At 51.6% G+C, this 15,639-nt stretch carries 14 protein-coding genes; 4 read left to right on the forward strand and 10 right to left on the reverse strand.

The genetic code is table 11. The features are described from left to right. From OXG87_16740 to OXG87_16750, 3 genes are all read left to right on the forward strand, one after another. Positions 1 to 1,550, forward strand: a 1,550-nt coding sequence (locus OXG87_16740) for a PQQ-binding-like beta-propeller repeat protein (GenBank protein ID MCY3871199.1), incomplete at its 5' end; no start/stop codon positions are given. Positions 1,551 to 1,570: 20 nt separating this feature from the next. Beyond that, complete coding sequence (locus tag OXG87_16745) at positions 1,571 to 2,590, forward strand: Gfo/Idh/MocA family oxidoreductase (GenBank protein MCY3871200.1); 1,020 nt, start codon at positions 1,571 to 1,573, stop codon at positions 2,588 to 2,590. A 12-nt stretch (positions 2,591 to 2,602) separates the two neighbouring features. Further along, positions 2,603 to 4,195 (forward strand): carboxypeptidase regulatory-like domain-containing protein, encoded by a 1,593-nt coding sequence (locus OXG87_16750; protein ID MCY3871201.1) that lies wholly within the window; start codon positions 2,603 to 2,605, stop codon positions 4,193 to 4,195. Positions 4,196 to 4,203: 8 nt separating this feature from the next. Here OXG87_16750 and OXG87_16755 read toward each other — a convergent pair whose 3' ends face one another. After that, on the reverse strand, positions 4,204 to 4,944 hold the full coding sequence (locus tag OXG87_16755) for a phytanoyl-CoA dioxygenase family protein (GenBank protein MCY3871202.1): 741 nt from the start codon (positions 4,942 to 4,944) through the stop codon (positions 4,204 to 4,206). A gap of 111 nt (positions 4,945 to 5,055) precedes the next feature. Here OXG87_16755 and OXG87_16760 point away from each other — a divergent pair, with 111 nt between their 5' ends. Continuing rightward, on the forward strand, positions 5,056 to 5,754 hold the full coding sequence (locus tag OXG87_16760; GenBank protein MCY3871203.1) for a gamma-glutamyl-gamma-aminobutyrate hydrolase family protein: 699 nt from the start codon (positions 5,056 to 5,058) through the stop codon (positions 5,752 to 5,754). Here OXG87_16760 and OXG87_16765 read toward each other — a convergent pair. The 9 genes from OXG87_16765 to ftsW form a co-directional block, all read right to left on the reverse strand. Further along, positions 5,751 to 6,155: a rhodanese-like domain-containing protein gene (locus tag OXG87_16765; GenBank protein MCY3871204.1), complete on the reverse strand. Its 405-nt coding sequence runs from the start codon at positions 6,153 to 6,155 to the stop codon at positions 5,751 to 5,753. The two genes, OXG87_16760 and OXG87_16765, sit on opposite strands and share 4 nt — an antisense overlap. 32 nt (positions 6,156 to 6,187) lie before the next feature. Continuing rightward, positions 6,188 to 7,729, reverse strand: a complete 1,542-nt coding sequence (locus OXG87_16770; protein ID MCY3871205.1) for a sulfatase-like hydrolase/transferase — start codon at positions 7,727 to 7,729, stop codon at positions 6,188 to 6,190. 70 nt (positions 7,730 to 7,799) lie between these two features. Next, positions 7,800 to 8,720 (reverse strand): DMT family transporter, encoded by a 921-nt coding sequence (locus OXG87_16775; GenBank protein ID MCY3871206.1) that lies wholly within the window; start codon positions 8,718 to 8,720, stop codon positions 7,800 to 7,802. Between the two features lie 9 nt (positions 8,721 to 8,729). Then, a complete protein-coding gene (ftsZ, locus tag OXG87_16780; protein ID MCY3871207.1) occupies positions 8,730 to 9,947 on the reverse strand; it encodes a cell division protein FtsZ in 1,218 nt (405 codons plus the stop codon). A gap of 80 nt (positions 9,948 to 10,027) precedes the next feature. After that, a complete protein-coding gene (ftsA, locus tag OXG87_16785; GenBank protein MCY3871208.1) occupies positions 10,028 to 11,248 on the reverse strand; it encodes a cell division protein FtsA in 1,221 nt (406 codons plus the stop codon). Positions 11,249 to 11,273: 25 nt separating this feature from the next. Continuing rightward, positions 11,274 to 12,092 (reverse strand): FtsQ-type POTRA domain-containing protein, encoded by an 819-nt coding sequence (locus tag OXG87_16790; protein ID MCY3871209.1) that lies wholly within the window; start codon positions 12,090 to 12,092, stop codon positions 11,274 to 11,276. A gap of 23 nt (positions 12,093 to 12,115) precedes the next feature. After that, on the reverse strand, positions 12,116 to 13,033 hold the full coding sequence (murB, locus tag OXG87_16795; protein ID MCY3871210.1) for a UDP-N-acetylmuramate dehydrogenase: 918 nt from the start codon (positions 13,031 to 13,033) through the stop codon (positions 12,116 to 12,118). A 4-nt stretch (positions 13,034 to 13,037) separates the two neighbouring features. Further along, entirely contained in the window at positions 13,038 to 14,399 is a 1,362-nt protein-coding gene (gene murC, locus OXG87_16800) for a UDP-N-acetylmuramate--L-alanine ligase (GenBank protein MCY3871211.1), read from the reverse strand. Positions 14,400 to 14,410: 11 nt separating this feature from the next. Further along, complete coding sequence (ftsW, locus tag OXG87_16805; protein ID MCY3871212.1) at positions 14,411 to 15,616, reverse strand: putative lipid II flippase FtsW; 1,206 nt, start codon at positions 15,614 to 15,616, stop codon at positions 14,411 to 14,413. Positions 15,617 to 15,639: the final 23 nt, after the last annotated feature.

Consider the following 15,639-nt stretch of genomic DNA (forward strand, 5'->3'; position numbering starts at 1 on the left):
ACGAGGGGGGCTCAGCGGACAATACGTTTACCCGGAATTTCGAAGCGGTGCTCGGCCCTTCTTATTACAGCTTTGATTGGGGGGGGCGCCACTTTGTGTTTTATCCCAACGAGCAGTCGTTTTTTTCGCCGGCAGACCAGGAGCGAAAGGAGGTGTGGTTCTGGGCGGATTTGGCACTACAGCCTGCGGGTCGGGAGATCGTGGTGGTGATTCACACGCCTCCGCCGGTTTCATTCTTGGAGGCGTTGAGCCGACATAATGTCCGCTTGGTACTGCACGGGCACTGGCATTCCAGCAAGGTGTTCTCTTACAAAGAGATGGTTGTGGCCGCAACTCCGGCGTTCTGTTTTGGCGGGATCGATACATCGCCGAGGGGCTACCGCGTCGCGCGGTTCGGAGAGGAAGGGGTGGAAGTGGACCTTTGCGCGCACAAACCCACTGGCGTCTCGCTACTTTCCGAGGATACGCCGGTGGAGATTGCATTGGACGAGATGGGGCTGCGCCTGCGCTGGGAGCAACAACTTCCGGGGGGACTGCACCGCGCAGCACCCGTGCAGACAGGAGATCGCCTGCTGTTGAGCCTGCGGGACGAGGGTTATCCTGCCCGCAACGGGGTCTGTTGTATTGAGGTGGGTAGCGGAGATCTGGCGTGGCATGCACGCACGGATGCGACGGTGAAGAACAGTGTGGCTGTAGATGATGGTATCTGCGCGGCTGTGTCAGTTACCGGGCGGGTGCATGCGCTGGAGGCGTCGTCGGGCCGCCTGCTGTGGCATGCGAATCTGCCCGGGTATCCCGACCGCTGGGTTTACACGTCTCCGGTTATTGCAGATGGGATATTGTACGCAGGGGCGAAGGCCGGTTACGCGGCTTTTGATCTAAAGACGGGAGAGCAACAATGGTATGTACCTGTTGAAGACAGCGATAACTGGGCGTGTTACGCAAGTCCCCAGGTTTATGAGGACCTGCTTTTCCTGCTCGTGCCGCGGCGGGGGCTGATGGCATTGGACCGGCAAAGCGGGGATGTGGTGTGGGAACAGCAGATAGGGGTTGAGTATCCATATCCAACGCCGATTGTGTCCGAAAACCTGCTGGTAAGTGGGGGAGACTCGTCGCATTTAACCGCGTTACGGACAATTTCGGGGGAGGTTGTGTGGGACAAGCCGATCCTCCAGTCCAGTTACCCGACCGGACTGCTCGTGCGGGATGGACGGATCTACGCCACCACACCGGAGGGAGATGCCCTCTGTTTTGATTTCAATTCCGGAGCGCTACTGTGGGGGTTTCAGACGGGAGGCGATCTGCTGGATATGGTTCCCTATCGCAGAGGCGTGCGGAGCATTTTAGCTGCGCCAGTCAATTTTGATGACTGTCTTCTAGTTTGTGGATGTGATGGGTGCTTGTACGCTTTAGATGCCGCTTCCGGCGAATGCCGGGGACGTGCGGCGTTCGGGTCTCCAATTACAGCACCTCCCTGTGTAGTAGAAGGGGGCTTGTTTGTAGGGACGTACGATGGGCGGTTTTTCTATTTTGAGCGCGTGGGGGATTGACGTGATGGAAGGAGCACAACATGGGATCTTATCGGGGAGCTGTTATTGGATGTGGGCGGATTGGCAGTACTATTGATGATGAGCACGTAAATAGGCCCCAGTTTCGATATCCCTGGGCACATGCGCCCGCGATGATCGAAGCGAAGGGGATTGATCTGATTGCAGCTTCGGATCTTTACGTGGAGCAACTGGACGATTTCAAAAGTCGATGGGGCGTAACGGCACTTTATACCGATTACCGCGAGATGATCGCCAAAGAGAAGCCAGATATCGTCAGTGTGACGACACGGGCAGAGGAACGTGCAGAGGTCGTCACAGGGGTGGCGGAGGCAGGTGTTAAGGCGATTTATGCAACCAAGCCGATATGCCGTAGTCTGGCGGAAGCAGACGCGATGATCGATGTGTGTCGGAAGAATGGGGTTATGCTCGCTATTGCCTGTCACAAAAATTGGAGTCCGTGGTTCCACGCATGTCTAAATTCAATCCGAAGCGGCATGATTGGGAATTTCTCTTCGATGATCTGCAATTATGGCTGGCGGCTCTCACGCGGTCACAGCCATACGCTGGCTCTGTTTCGTCTTTTTGCCGGGACACCTGCCAGGTGGGTATTTGGGAATATGAATAGTGATGAAGAGGCCCGCGGCGACAGCGATCTTTCAGGAACAGGGATGATTCGATACGAGAATGGCATCCGCGGATTTCTGAGTACCGGAGGATGGTTGAATATTGACTTTGTGGGAAGCGATGGATGGATAAGTGCCCGGAATGAACACGCAGATTTTGAGATGTGGACCAGGCATCACGAGACGAGAGAACCGATTCGACGACAATTTCCCAATCCCAAAAGACCTCGCAGTTCACAACAGGCCGCTATTGAAGGACTTGTCGAGAATCTAAATGAGGGCACAGAGCCGCTTTGTCCGGGAGAGTTTGGACGAGAAGCGCTGGAAATTGCCATTGCGTTGCGAGAATCGCATCGTCGCGGTGGAGAGAAGATGGAATTACCGCTCGAAGATCGAAGTCTGACCATTCTGGCGTAAAAAGGGAACAATATGCTGATTGGATATGTGAGCGATGAACGATATGTGGCAGTGCCAGAGGTGCTGCTGGAGTTTGAAGGCGAGGCGGGGTCATTTGAGGCGCGTTCGCGAGCGACCGGAGCGGTTTATGCGGATTTGCCTTCTGGCAAGTATAGAGTGACTCTTTACAAGCCGGGTTATGGCTTTAAGACAGTACCGCTTGAGATACCGACTAAGGCTCCCTATCAGTTCCGGCTGTTGACCGATGGGCTGCTGGGATATATGTGGCCAAAGTGGGTACAGTCCGGGCAGCCGTCAGAGTTCAGGGTACACGCAGTGGAGGCGTACAAGCTGTCGCTGTGGCGGTATGGATGGCAAAAAGAGTTGGTGTGTCCAATTGGATGGTACGATGAACACGGCCCCCGGGCGACGATGCAAATTACGCCGGATGGGGATTATACGCAGACCGGTATTCAATGGAATGCACAGGGTTATACCAGCCCGACACACAAGCAATATATAACAGCACCCGAACGGTCGGGCTTGTATTATTTGCACGCCAAAACGGAGTCGGGTGTGTTTTTTTCGTTTCCGTGGATTGTCGCACCGGCAAATCCGAGTACCGACGTTGCAGTGCTGGCTTCGAATATAAACTGGAATGCGTATAATAATTTTGGGGGGCGTAGCAATTACATCCACGCTGATAAATTTCCGCGCAGACCCACCGTGAATGCGCGAATGGATCTCAAGAGATATACGGACCCCAGGCATTTGCTTTTTACTTCAAAGGAATATGCATCGCTGTCGTTCGACCGACCTGAACCGATCAATTTTATTGCAGAGGATGAGCGGATTACTGATCCGATTGAGGGGCGGTCCAACTGCCATGTCGCCCCAGCGGAGTGGCGGTTGCTGGGGTGGTTGGAGCGGGAGGGATATGGATACGATTTTTATGCGGATACGCAGTTCCATTCCGGGGTATTGAATTTGGACGATTACCGGGTTTTGATCATCAGCACGCATCCGGAGTATTGGTCTGCGGATATGTACTACAAGCTGAAGTCCTGGGTGTTTGAGCGGGGCGGCAAGCTGATGTATCTGGGGGGGAATGGTCTGAATTGCGAGGTGGTGTTTACGGACGAATATACGATGGTAGTGCGAAATGGAGATAAAGGCGGGGGGTTTAGCCATCTACAGAAGTTGGGATTGGAGAGTCGATTCCATCTGTTTCACGAGTCAGAGGCGAATCTGCTGGGTGTAACCTGTTCGGAGACGGGTATTATGACTGGCGCGCCTTATCGGGTGGTGGATGGGGCGCACGATTTCTTTGAAGGGACTGGCCTGGAGACGGGAGATATTTTTGGAGAGAAGTGTCTGCATATGCGGTGTCCGGGCGGTGCATCTGGACACGAAACGGATAAGATGACAGAGAGTTCGCCAAAAAACGCACAACTGCTGGCCAAAGGCTTAAACCCCGATGAAGGGGGCGCGGAGATCGTATATCACCGCACCGAGAGCGGGGGAGAGGTGTTTTCGGTAGGGTCGATCAATTATCCCAGTTCGCTGCCGGTGGATGAGTCTATTTCAGCGATTACAAAGAATGTGCTGGATCGCTTTTTGGGTTGATCCACTGATCAATACCGCCAGTATTTCCTGGCGTGTTCGGGTATGGATGTCTCCGGGATTTGCTTTCGGCTTTTTCGAACCCCTTGTATCCGCTCTTTGATCGGCGCATTTCCCTTTTTTCGAGATGTGTACAAACCAGTGATATATCGCCGCAATCGGTGGATGGGCACTACGCCGTGCCAGACCTCTGGTACGCGAAAGACGACGCTACCTGCTTTCAGTTCGATTGGGATGTAGTCACCTTCCTGAATATCTTCCTTTGTGGGCAGTATTCGGCCCGGGTCGCACGCAGATGCAAAATGGTACAGATGCGTGCCCGGCACGTGGGTCAACGCTCCGGAATTGACGTCGATATCGTCCAGATAAATCATTGTTGACAGCCACTGAAAAGGCGCGGCGAGTTCCGTCGGGTTGCCGTCTGAATGCCGTCCCACGCCTTTGTGTTCTGGTGTGTACCGGTTGGTTTTCATTTGCAAGAGAAAAGGCCGCGGCTCATCCAGAATTGCCGATACGATTCCCAGAATGCGGGGATGGGAAAATAATCTGCCCAGAGCGGGATAATTTAATAGCGGTTCATTTCGCAGACTGTCCCGGCTGCCAGGTTCACCCGGTCCCATATCCATATCCAGGTACGCCTGTTCTAACTCCCGGCGGATTGCATCCAGTTCATCTTGCGAGAGCAAGTTGTGCAAGACGCCCACGCCGTTCTTCCATGCGGCTTCAACAGCCACTCTGTCTCCAGCGTCCATTTCCGTCTCCTGTTCAAGTTTTTTATTTTAACCTTGTTCTTCATTCCATGATGTCACATATTTGTGCATTCATCAAGCAAAAAGCGTTGCCAATTCTATCCAATTTTTAAAATGCCACGTCCGATAATCGGTATTACGACCAGCTTTCTTTCTAAGAGTAAACAGCAATCGCTCAATCACGAGTATGTGATTGCGGTGGAACGCGCGGGTGGTTGTCCTCTTATTCTGCCTATGACAGAGGAACAGGAAACGCTCGCACCGCTGTTTGCCTTGCTCAATGGCCTGATTATTACTGGCGGCCCCGGTATTACGCAAGGTCTGGTTGGCAAGCTGCCCAAAGACCTGCCCGCGGTTGCGCCCACGCGCTATGAAAATGATATTCGCGCTTTTGAATACGCGCAAAAAAAACAGATGCCCGTTTTAGGCATTTGCTATGGCATGCAATTTATCAATGCTCAATTTGGCGGCACGATCTATGCCGATATTCAAATACAATGCGATGTCGATCCGCATTCACCCAGGCGCACAGAAGATTCCGTTTATCACCCGGTTTCGCTCAATCCCAATTCCCATCTCTCGTCCATTCTGGGCAAAACCGAATGTACGACCAATAGCTTTCACCTGCAAGGACTCGAGACGGTTGGGAGTGAACTCAATATAAGTGCCCGCAGTGAAGATCGAGTTATAGAGGGCATCGAAACGCCAGATGGCCGCATTATCGGTGTGCAATTTCACCCCGAAAAAATGCCCAATACGACCTTCGATCGCATCTTTGACCACTTGCTTATACAAGCTCAGGCCATGTCCTAAACGCCTGATATTACTGGATATCCTTCCTCTTTCCAATAGGTAATCCCGCCGATCATTTCTTTTACGGAAAACCCTAAGGCACTCAATTTCACAGCGGCTTTTGTCGCTCCGTTACACCCCGGTCCCCAGCAGTACACCACGAGCAATCGGTCTTTGGGAAACTCGGCCATTCGCGCTTCGGTCATATCATTGTGATCAATGTGAATAGCCCCAGCAGCGTGACCGTTGAGATAGTCTTCTTTACTGCGCACATCAATAAACTCAAAACTATCGATTCCATTTTCCAGATCCGCATTCACATCAAATGGATCGGTCTCGCATCGCAACTTATATGAGAAGTATTCTTGTATCTTATCAGGCGAAGCAGGTGGTGTTTCACAAACGCGGGAAAAAGCTGTCATTGCAACCTCCCAAAAAATAACGTTTAACTATTCTATTGACCGGGATAATCGTCAAAGTCTCGTGAGAGATCGTCGCTGATCACTTTGGGGGCGTATAGAGGTGTATCGACTTCGACCAATTTGCCGTCGCCCCGCAGAATTTGATTGGGGGTGTGCATTTTAACCCGCGCTGGATATTTGGCGCGCAATTCAGCGGTTTGCTTTTCGCGCAGGGCTTCTACTTCGTCAAAGTTAAATCCATCCAGTACCGCTTCTCGCAACGCTTTTAAGTCGGCATTGTCGGGATCGTGTTTTAGCAAATTGCGTTGCTCGTCGGGATCGGTTTCCATATCAAAGGCGAGGTCTTCACAATCTCGAAACGCGATATATTTATACTTTTTGGAGCGTATCATCCTGAACTCCGTGCCTTTGCCCCAGCGCGGATTTGGCGATTCGGTAATCACGCCTGCGCGGTTATCGAGTGCGGTACTCGTTTCTCCTTTTAATACATTCGTCAAATCCACCCCATCCACCCCATCTGGACAATTTAAACCCGCCAATCCACAAAATGTGGGAAAGAGGTCGGCGAGGCTTACGGGTGTGCGTATTTCCCGCGCGTTCAGGCTGCCGTTGCGGTGTTCGGGAAGCGAAAAGATAAAAGGCACATGGGCAGCGGCTTCGTGCCATGTATTTTTCCACCATATCCCGTGTTCGCCCACCAGTTCTCCGTGATCGGATGTATATACAATGACGGTGTTATCCAAAAATCCATCGCGGTCGAGCAAAGTTAGAAAATCGCCCAGAATTTCGTCCAGAAAATCGACCGCTGCAAAATAAGCTGCGCGCGCTTTCATCATTTCATCTTCGGCAATCTCTTCGGTCCGAAATCCCTTGATTGCGCCCACTGTCATCGGATGGTCGGCACTATCGCCGGTGCGGCGTACCCAGGGTGGCGTTACCCCTTCGGGATAATAGCGGTCGAAAAACCGCTTTGGCGCGGTTAGCGGGAAGTGCGGGCGGCTAAATGATGTATAGACCAGCCAGGGCTTGTCGGGATTGGCATGGCGATGTTCGCGCAGCCACGCAAGCGATTCGCGTGCGATCATATTTTCTTGTAAGAGCGATTCGGGTACCTCGCTGATTCCCGCATCAACTGTGCGCGTCCGCAAACCATCTCCTGTTTTGTGCAATGGGTCGGGCTGATGGGAACAGGGGCCACCGAAGTCGCCATAGGGCCGCGCGCCAAATCCGGCGTGTTGCAAAGATCCGCCCAAATGCGTTTTGCCCACGACCGCTGTTTCATACCCATTGGCCTGAAAATGACTGCCAAAAGTTGGCAAATCGGGATCTAAGATCGACCCATTGGTCCACGCGCCACACCGATGTGCGTGCCGCCCTGTAAGCATTGAAATGCGGCTTGGTGTACACAGCGGCATCTGACAATAAGCCGCATCAAAATTGACGCCCTGTGCGATTAAACCATCCAATGTGGGTGTGTGGCAGGGTTCACCACCCTGGTCGCGGTTGCGCGCCGACAAAAAGCGAAAGCTGTGTTCGTCACTGTGCAAAATCAGGATATTCGGACATTGAGACATAAACCCTCCTTAAGCAATTATTTGTGGAATCGGGCTAAACTAATGCCAAATGTGTCGTGTGTAAAGTGGTTCAAGCAACGCTTTCGGGCTTTTTTTGCTGTACAATCAAGCCCGCGATGATCAACGTCAGCCCGACGTAAGTGGAGGGCAATATATCTTCTCCCACCAAAAAGTGGATAAAGAAGAGCGATAAGAATGGGGATAAAAAAATCAAATTTCCGATTCGCGCCGTGTGATCGGTAAGCTTCATCGCCGACAACCAGAGGACAAATGTGATGCCCATTTCAAATAAGCCGACGTAAATAGCGCCGCCTAATCCCTGTATATTGATCCGCATATCTGAAAATGCGATGCAGATTATCAGCACAAAAGGCAATGCGAAAACAAAATTCAAAAACATTCCCACAACCGGGTCTCGCGTGTCCCGTTTGTTGAAGATCCAGTACAGTGCCCACAAAAAGCTGCTGAAAAGAGCCAGTCCCACTCCCAGGGGATTGGAAAATCTAAATTCCATTATATCGCCTCGAGTAGAAATTACAAATACCCCCGCATAACTCACCGTCCCGCCGATTACATCCCACAGGGTCAATTTTTGTTTTAAAAGGGGAATGGACAACAGGGCCAGTGCTATTGCCCAGGTGTAATTCAGAGGTTGTGCTTCCTGAGCGGGCAGCAGGTCATAAGCGCGCAGCAATACCAGATAGTAGGCACATGGATTGAGCAACCCCAATCCGAGCGATTGCAAATACTGCCGTCGCGTACATAAAAAAACCGCCGACCATTTGCCCTGAGCCACTATAATCAGGCCCAGAACAATGGACGACGCAAGGACAGCGTAGAACAAAAGTTGAATGGGGTCTAAAACGCGTAGAGATAATTTAAATGCAGTGGCCGCCGTTGACCACAGAAAAACAGCAGAAATTGCGTAGAGATATGCCTGTTTTTGGGGGAGACGCAAGGGGGAGCTTACGTCTTGCGTCTTACGTCTCACGTCTTACCTTCATCCTTCCTTTTGTCTGCGAAGAAACGTAGGGTATTGTAGATCGTTCAGGGATATGGTGTCGATTTTGGGTTTTTCTTCGGGCTTTTCTTCGGGTTTTTCCTCGAGTTTTTTCTCGGGTTCTTCCTCTGTATCAAGCTCAGTATTCTCAGATTCGATTTTGCGTATAAAGGCTGGAATATCTGTGCTAACAGTAGGCTCGGGTGTAAATTTCGAGTAAGAAATGCCTATATTGGGCTCATTGAGCTTCTGCGGTGAGTCGGTATTAAAGCCCGTGGCAATAACTGTGACGCGCATTTCGTCCCCGAGGTTATCATCGAGCACCGTACCCCATATAATATTGGCTTCGTGACCCACGGCATCGGTTATGAGATTCACAGCTTTATCCATTTCAAACAGCTTCAGTTCACTGCTGGCTGAAATATTCACCAGCACTCCCTGAGCGCCTGCAACAGATACATTGTCGAGCAATGGGCTATTCAATGCTTTTTCAGCTGCTGTAATCGCTCGATTTTCGCCAGAAGCTTCGGCTGTACCCATCAGCGCATCGCCGCCGGCTTGCATTACCGTACGCACGTCATTAAAGTCGAGATTCACCTCGCCGGGTATGGTGATCAAATCGGAAATACCCCGCGTGGCCTGCAACAAGATATCATCGGCGATGAGAAACGCCTCTGTAAGCGTTGTGTCTTCTGAACTGATTTCCAAAAGCCGCTGATTGGGAATAATAATCACTGTATCCGCAGATCTTTTCAAGGAATCAATACCCGTTTGAGCATTGCGCATGCGCGGCATGCCTTCCATTCTGAAAGGCAGGCTCACAATGCCCACAGTGAGCGCACCTGCATCGCGAGCAATTTCGGCGACGGTGGGCGCTGCACCCGTGCCCGTGCCGCCCCCCATGCCTGCGGTCACAAAAACCATATCGGATCCGGCCAATGCTTCGGCGACCTCGTCGCGATTTTCTTCAATGGCCTCTGCGCCAATTTCGGGATTGGCACCTGCGCCCAATCCCTTTGTGATATTGCGCCCAATTTGAATGCAATTAGGCGCCTGTGAAAGTTTGAGATCTTGTTCGTCGGTATTGATGGCGATAAACTCAACGCCCTGCAATCCCGACACAATCATGCGATTGATCGCATTACCACCTGACCCTCCGACGCCTACGACCCGGATTTTGGCCTGGCTATCGGCGTCGACAATTGAAAAAGTTACCATGAGAACCCCCTGTTTAAACACGGTAGAAATTGATTGGCTATTAACTATTTAGAGCACAACGTTAGTAAAGATGCATCTCCTTAAAAAAAGTTCTGAATCCAGTTTTTCATACGACCAAAAATTGAATTGTGAAAAACGCCGTCATCGGATATAAAATTGCCATTTTGGTGAAATAGCCCAAATTGCACCAGCCCAACAGCGGTGGCATAGAGCGGTTCGCTCACGGCATTGGCCCGTCCCACTATTCCTCGGGGTTTGCCAATAGTCACGGGCGAGTCAAAAATTTCTTTGGCCAGTTCAGCACAACCCTGGAGCATTGAACCCCCACCTGTGAGCACGATGCCCGCTCCCAGTAAGTCGGCATAGTCGGTGCGGCGAATCTCCTGATTTATGTGTCCAAAAATTTCTTCCATGCGCGCCTCAATAATCGCGGCCATTTTTGTCCGGGACACCGTGCGAGAAGGTCGTCCGGCAACACCCGGCACTTCGACCATATCGTTGGGCCTGACCAGCGATTGCAATGCACAGCCGTTTTCTCGTTTCATGGTTTCGGCTTGTTTCCAGGGCGTGCGCAAACCAATAGCCATATCGTTTGTCACATTTGCCCCTCCCAATCCCACAACGGCTGTATGGCGAATAGCACCATCGTAAAACACCGCGAGATCGGTCGTGCCACCTCCTACATCGACCAGTGCCACGCCCATTTCCTCTTCGTCAGGTGTTAATACCGCATAACTCGAAGCAATGGGTTCGAGCACGAGGTCCACCACCTCTACACCTGCACGACGGATACTTTTGCAGATATTCTGCGCTGAAGTTACGGCGCCGGTTACAATATGTACATCGACTTCGAGTCTCACACCCGACATGCCAATGGGGTCTTTAATACCGGGCTGATCGTCAACTACAAAAGACTGCGGCAGCACATGAACAATTTCTCGATCCATGGGAATAGATACTGCTTTGGCTGCTTCAATTGCGCGTTCTTCATCATTGGCCGTAATCTCATTGTCCGGTCCCGAAACGGCCACAACCGCTCGCGTGTTCACGCTGCGAATATGATCTCCGGCAATGCCCGCATAAACAGCACCGATGCGCGTGCCCGACATTTTCTGCGCTTCTTCTATAGCTGCACGGATAGATTGTACGGTCTTTTCCACATTGATCACCACACCGCGCTTGAGGCCCTGAGAAGGGCTACTGCCCAGGCCCGTAATTTTGGGCGTGCCGTCATCTTCCACTTCAGCTACAACAGCACAGATCTTGGTGGAGCCAATGTCGAGTCCAACAATTCGATCCATCGTGTGGGTCCCTTTCACTGATGAACTACTGCCGCCTACCCACAACGACTTGATCTCTATAGCGCAGGTCAATATACGCGAGGTCTGTGCCAAGTCCAGATGTGGCCTGAGTGTAGGCGCGAAAATTCCGAATCTGCTTATCGGGATTTTCAAAACGCATTCTGAGGGCCAGATCATCAGCCACCAGATAAACCGTAGCAGAATGGGGACTGTCCGTGCAAATTTCTGAAATTTCACGCCAAAACGCCGGTGTGTGGATTTGCAATTCCGTCACAAATTTCGCCAGAGCACTTGCCCAGGAGCCATCCTTATCTCGTTGCAAATCAACACCTGTCAGAATGGGCAAATCCACCTGCGCAGCAGGAGACAGAGGGAAAATTTTGCCAGACTCATCCAGCCCCATCAAACCATTAGGCGTGTTCAACAGCCCAACAGGCTGGCGTTCCTCAATGCTAATGACGAGTGTTTCCGGTGGTTCTCTGTGCAGCAACACCTTTTTGACCATCGGGTGTTGTGCCACGCGTTCTGTTACAGATGTTATATCACAGGCAAAAAGATTTGTGCCCACCTGCAATTGCGAAAGGGCTATTACTTCAGCTTCAGATATCAGAGCGTTGCCGAGAACCCGAATATGTGTCATGAGAAAGAAATCTGAATCTGTCAGCGATGAATAGGCATTTTGGATGCCCACACCCAGCAGGCTCATCAGTGTCATAACAATTACCCAGCGCGCGAGTTTTCGGGGCCGCTTCTGCGGTGCAGGCGCTGTGTACAGGATCGTGTTTACCGCCTCCTGTATATTTTTAGACCTGTGAGATATGTAGATTGGTTTATACTCAGACATAAAATCCTCCTGAGAAAAATTCATTACTCACCCAATATTCTTACTTCTGTCTCCAATTCAATTTTGTGAACCTGAAAAACGCGTTTTTGAACCCGCGCGATCAACGCGAGTACATCTTCGGTGGAATGCCCACCGAGGTTGACCATAAAATTGGCGTGTACATCCGAAACTTTCACCGCTCCTATCGACATCCCCTTGCATCCAGCACTGTCGATGAGTGCTCCTGCAGAATAACCAGGTGGATTCTTAAAAATGCACCCTGAACTGCGGTTTGACAGCGGTTGCGTGCTCTTGCGCTCTGACAACATGCGATCCATCTCGGCGGCAATAGTTTTGGGATCGCCTTCTGCAAGTCGGAACCCGGCTTCGACAATGAGCAGACCAGCAGGCAAGTCTGTGTATCGATATCCAAAAGAAATGTCGGATTGCTCGAGATAAATTTCCCGACCCGTTCTGAGATCAATACCGCGCAACCAGTTCATCCGATCCATTGTTTCACCGCCCCAGGCGCCGGCATTGCCCCATATTGCGCCGCCGATGGTGCCGGGAATCCCACACCCAAATTCCAATCCTGTTTTGCCGGCTCGCTGGCATTGTCGAGATACCACCTGAGTGCTCGCACCGGCCTGTATGACGCCCTCATCATCCCCAATCTCAATGCGTCGCGCGCCCGTTGTCAGTGAAATGACCAGTCCGTGGAATCCGCTGTCGCGCACGAGGGTATTTGTTCCTCCGCCCAGCGGAAAAATCGGAAGTCCGGCATCTTTGATCAGGGGTACTGCAATGGCCAAATCGCTGAGATCGGCTGGGGAAAAGAAGAGGTCTGCTGTACCACCCAACCCAAATGTCGTGTGTTTGGCGAGGGATTCATCGCGCTTGAGCTTTCCCCGGCATTGGCTTTGAATCTCTCTCTCGAGCAAATCGCGTCGTGCATCGTACATTGCCTTATATTTCTCTAAGCATTTGGTAAATATCGCGGGCAACGGTTTCAATATCTCCAGCACCCATAACCAGTAGCAGATCTCCAGCACGCAAGTCGCTTAATAATGCCGCTTTTAAATCATTTAGTGCAGGTGCGTAATTAGCGCCGGAAATCTGATCGGCAAGCCACTTTCCGTCAACGCCCGCAATAGGTTCTTCCCTTGCGGGATAAATATCGGTGATCCACACGCGATCGGCCCGTTGTAACACTCGGGCAAAATCGGGTGCGAAATCGCGCGTCCGGGTGTACAAATGCGGTTGAAAAGCGACTACAAGGCGGCCACGCCATCCCGCCCGCGCAGCCTGAAGTGTGGCGGCGATTTCTGTGGGGTGATGGGCGTAATCATCAACCACCGCGATACCCCGCGCTTCGCCGAGCATTTCAAATCGGCGATGAACACCTCGAAATGCTTCGATACCACCACAAATTTCTTCCCACTTGAGACCGATGTACTTGCCAACCCCAAGTGCTGACAGAGCATTAGTCACATTGTGTTTGCCCGGCACTTGAAGGCGCGTACGCCCCAACCGCCTATTTTTTTCAAATACGTCAAAAGCCATCCCAAAACCGTCTTGTTCAATACTTGTTGCGCGAAGGTCGCCATCTGTCAAACCAAAGGTCATTTTTTTGTATCGCCTATCGAGATTGAGCATGCGTATCTCGGGAGAGTCGGCACACAACACAGCGCAGCCATCGTTGGGCAGGGTATTGACAAATTGTTCAAAAGTCGCGCGAATGTCGTTCATATCTTCGTAGCAGTCGAGGTGATCGGCTTCCAGCGCCGTCACCACGGCAATTTGGGGTTTTAATGTCAAAAAAGAGCGATCGTATTCGTCGGCTTCTACCACCCAGAGCGCGCCATTGCCTATGTGCAACGCGGTTTTCCAGCCAGAAATCACACCCCCTACAAGAGCGGTTGGATCATGGCCAGCGGCGATGAGCATGGTCGCGATCATTGCAGTTGTGGTGGTCTTGCCGTGTGTGCCCGCCACGCATATCGCGGGATGTGGATTCACAAGTTGACCGAGCAATTCGGCGCGGCGCAACAGGGGAACGCCTTTTTCACGCGCGGCTTTTCTTTCAGGATTCTCTGAATCCGTCGCCGATGTGTAAACGACGCAGTCGGCTCCAGCAATGGCATCGCGCGCATGTCCAATTCGCACGGGAATGCCGAGTTGGACCAAACGCCGGATGAGCGGTGAATCCTGCTGGTCAGAACCCGAGATGAGGCATCCGCGTGCGGTGAGCAATTCGGCCAGCGCGCTCATGCTTATGCCGCCGATGCCGATAAAATGCACTCGGGTTCCAGCGTCGAATGAGACCATTTTGAAATCGTTCAACGTCGGGGAATGATGAGGTGATGTCGTTTATACATCGCGTGCCGGGGAATGGTTTGCGATGTAGCAGGTGAGTGACGGGTTCTGTGTCGAGTACTCGCCCGTCCAATGCCAATGAGCACACCTGTCGCGGAGAGTGTAAACATCAAGGATGAACCACCGTAGCTGATAAAGGGAAGGGGTAGTCCCGTGACAGGCAGCAATCCGGTAGCCATACCCATGTTGATCAGAGCATAAATCAGAATCGAAATAGTAATGCCAGAAGCGAATAGAAATCCAAAGGTATCGGGGGCTATGCGGGCAATGCGAAAGCCGCACCTCCCAAAAATTAAAAATAAAATTAAAACGAGCATGGTGCCCCACAAACCGAGTTCTTCACCTACAATGCTAAATACAAAATCAGTATGAGGCTCAGGTAAAAAGAAATATTTTTGCTGGCCCTGTCCCAGGCCCGTACCCCAAAATCCACCACTGCCCAGGGCGAGAAGAGATTGCGCGAGGTGATAGCCCGTATTTTGCACATCGTCGCTGGGAAATATAAACGTCATTACGCGCTCGCGGCGATACCCTAAAACAAAAACAATCACGTACAAAAAAGGCAAAAGCGCGGCACCCGTGGCAATGAGATGACGCAACCGCACACCGCCCAGAAAGAGCATCAATGCACAGGTCAGCCCAATCGCCATTGCCGTACCCAGATCGGGTTGCATCAAAATCATCACCATGGCCGTGCCGATGATCACGGCATGTGGCAAATAGCCCGATTTGAAATTTTCAATTACATCCTGGCGGCGCGTCAGGGAATCGGCCAGGTAAAGCACCAGCACCACGCGCATCATGTCGGCGGGTTGAAATTGCCCACCTGGCAATGGTATCCAGCGATATGCCCCTCGCACCTTGCCAATGCCAAATAGCTTGAGGATGAGCACTACGAGCAAAAAACCAAAAGCTATCGCCAGCATCAAACGCGCCTGTTTGCGCCAGACGCGATAGTCTATGTGAATCAGCAGAACCATCACAACCAAACTGATGGCCATGCGAATGGCCCAGCGGTTGAGAAAAAAATTGCCGTCGTCAAATCGCAGTTGTGCCAATCCAGAACTGGAACTATACACCATTACTGTACCAAAGCCCACCAGCATAACTACAATGAGCAGCAACAGAATCCAGGTTCGATCATATCTTTGTTCGTTTGTCAGTGTCATAAAGAAGGTAAGAAGTAAGAGGT

The sequence above is a fragment of the Gemmatimonadota bacterium genome (genome assembly GCA_026706845.1).
Lineage (GTDB): Bacteria > Latescibacterota > UBA2968 > UBA2968 > UBA2968 > VXRD01.

Excerpts from the sequence above, each read along its gene's own strand:
- OXG87_16745 (MCY3871200.1), top strand. The coding sequence starts at position 1,571 with ATGGGATCTTATCGGGGAGCTGTTATTGGATGTGGGCGGATTGGCAGT.
- OXG87_16750 (MCY3871201.1), top strand. The coding sequence starts at position 2,603 with ATGCTGATTGGATATGTGAGCGATGAACGATATGTGGCAGTGCCAGAG.
- OXG87_16755 (MCY3871202.1), bottom strand. The coding sequence starts at position 4,944 with ATGGACGCTGGAGACAGAGTGGCTGTTGAAGCCGCATGGAAGAACGGC.
- OXG87_16760 (MCY3871203.1), top strand. The coding sequence starts at position 5,056 with ATGCCACGTCCGATAATCGGTATTACGACCAGCTTTCTTTCTAAGAGT.
- OXG87_16765 (MCY3871204.1), bottom strand. The coding sequence starts at position 6,155 with ATGACAGCTTTTTCCCGCGTTTGTGAAACACCACCTGCTTCGCCTGAT.
- OXG87_16770 (MCY3871205.1), bottom strand. The coding sequence starts at position 7,729 with ATGTCTCAATGTCCGAATATCCTGATTTTGCACAGTGACGAACACAGC.
- ftsZ (MCY3871207.1), bottom strand. The coding sequence starts at position 9,947 with ATGGTAACTTTTTCAATTGTCGACGCCGATAGCCAGGCCAAAATCCGG.
- ftsA (MCY3871208.1), bottom strand. The coding sequence starts at position 11,248 with ATGGATCGAATTGTTGGACTCGACATTGGCTCCACCAAGATCTGTGCT.
- OXG87_16790 (MCY3871209.1), bottom strand. The coding sequence starts at position 12,092 with ATGTCTGAGTATAAACCAATCTACATATCTCACAGGTCTAAAAATATA.
- murB (MCY3871210.1), bottom strand. The coding sequence starts at position 13,033 with ATGTACGATGCACGACGCGATTTGCTCGAGAGAGAGATTCAAAGCCAA.
- murC (MCY3871211.1), bottom strand. The coding sequence starts at position 14,399 with ATGGTCTCATTCGACGCTGGAACCCGAGTGCATTTTATCGGCATCGGC.
- ftsW (MCY3871212.1), bottom strand. The coding sequence starts at position 15,616 with ATGACACTGACAAACGAACAAAGATATGATCGAACCTGGATTCTGTTG.